Source organism: Paracoccus nototheniae (assembly GCF_004335005.1).
In the GTDB taxonomy this organism is placed as follows: domain Bacteria; phylum Pseudomonadota; class Alphaproteobacteria; order Rhodobacterales; family Rhodobacteraceae; genus Paracoccus; species Paracoccus nototheniae.
Window position 1 is genome coordinate 1 of the sequence record NZ_RQRT01000159.1, and the last position, 1921, is coordinate 1921.

Annotated in this window: 2 pseudogenes; one reads left to right on the plus strand and one right to left on the minus strand. The window is 61.2% G+C overall.

Features of this window, described 5'->3' with window-relative positions:
- Positions 1–148: 148 nt before the first annotated feature.
- Positions 149–301, minus strand: a pseudogene (locus tag EG885_RS22940) (transposase); the annotation flags it as partial.
- A gap of 79 nt (positions 302–380) precedes the next feature.
- Here EG885_RS22940 and EG885_RS22245 point away from each other — a divergent pair.
- Positions 381–1541, plus strand: a pseudogene (locus EG885_RS22245) (IS3 family transposase).
- Positions 1542–1921: the final 380 nt, after the last annotated feature.

Genomic DNA, 1921 nt, shown 5'->3' on the forward strand with positions numbered 1-1921 from the left:
AGGCTCAGCACTTCGCCACCCAGTGGCTCGGGACTTACAACAATGATCGCCCGAACATGGGCATCGGCGGCATCACGCCCGCAATGAAACTGAAAATGGCTGCGTAAGTTCTACGACCAAATCCCGTCAGTTTCGGGGAGGATTACCACACCACATCGGCATCGCGATGCGCTGTGACCCACTTGTTCAACGTCGACATTCCGACACCAAGATCATCAACAATCTGTTTGCGTGAAAGCCCGCTGGTCAGCGCGATCCGCACCGCATCCTTGCGAAATTTATCCGTTCTGACTGGGCCCATAGCTCATCTCCTTTGACCTGCCCCCGGAATATCCCTCGGTTTAATGTAGAGTTTGCTTCATCACGAAGGAGCAGACGACATGAGCAAAAGCCGCTTCACCGAGGCTCAGATCATTGGGATGATCAAGGAGCAGGAAGCCGGAATGGCGACGGCGGAGGTCTGTCGCCGTCACGGTCTCAGCCCGGCCAGGTTCTACAAGCTCAAGGCCAAGTATGGGGGCATGGACGTGTCCGATGCCCAAAGGCTGAGGGCGCTGGTGGACGAGAACGGCAAGCTGAAACGGCTTCTGGCTGAGGCGATGCTCGACAACGTCGTGCTGAAGGATCTCTTGGGAAAGCCCTGACGGCACCGAATGCGCGGCGGGACGCAGTGCTGAGGGCGATGCGTGGTCATGATATCTCGCAACGCCGGGCCTGCGTTCTGGTCGGTGTCGATCCGAAGACGGTGCGGCGGGAGCACGCGCCAGACAACCCGGAGATCCGCAAGGCAATGCAGGAGATCGCAGCAGTGCGTCGCGGGTTTGGCTATCGGCGCATCGGACTGCTGCTGGAGCGCAGGGGCATGCTGATGAACCCGAAGAAGCTGTATCGGCTCTACCGCGAGGAAGGGTTGTCGGTCCGGCGCAGGCGGGGCCGCAAACGGGCCCGTGGCACACGCAGGCCGATGCCCCTAGCCCTGATGCCGAACCAGCGCTGGTCGCTGGACTTCGTGGCGGATACGTTCGGGGCGTCGCGCAGGTTCAGGATCCTGGCGGTGATCGACGATTGCTGCCGCGAGAACCTGTGTCTGGTCCCCGATACCAGGATCTCTGGCGCGAGGGTGGCCCGCGAACTGGATGCACTGGTCAGGATATATGGCAAGCCAGCTTGCATCGTCAGTGACAATGGGACGGAGTTCACCAGCCGGGCCATCCTGAATTGGGCCGATCAGAACGACGTTGCCTGGGCATTACATCGACCCCGGCAGGCCGCAGCAGAACGCCTTCATCGAAAGCTTCAACGGCAGCCTGCGCGACAAGCTGCTGAATGAGGAGATTTTCGACACGCTGGACGATGCCCGCCGAAAGATCGCCATTTGGCGCTACGACTACAACACCTTCAGGCCGCACTCCTCGCTCGGCAACCTGACGCCGTTCGAAGCGTGCCGGACGCTTGCGCTACCCAATAGCTCCGCGCCCGGCACGCTTGCCCTGGAACCATCCGCCGACTACCAATCTCAAACCGGCAGACTCTCGTTATGATCGAGGGAGCCACGGGGGGCAGGTCACCTTTGCTGCACATTACGCTATCAAAGGAGCGGCATTAAACCGCGACAAGACCAGGTGCGCCGTCTTCGGATCGACACCGACCTGATCGCGGCTTACGTCGAGGAATATCGCCGGGCCTTCAATGCGGCGGCCGGTCGGCGCAGCAGCGACCATGACGCAGCGCGGAAGGAGTTGGCGCAGATCGAGCGAAGATCACCAACATGCTCACCGGGATCGAAGACGGAAAGTATCACTCGTCGATGAAGGCGAAGATGGCCATGCTGGAGGCGCGGAAGGCGGAACTGTCCGCACAGCTGGCGGCGACGCCCGAACCCCCTGCCCTGCGCCTGCACCCGTCGCTCTGGGAGCGTTAT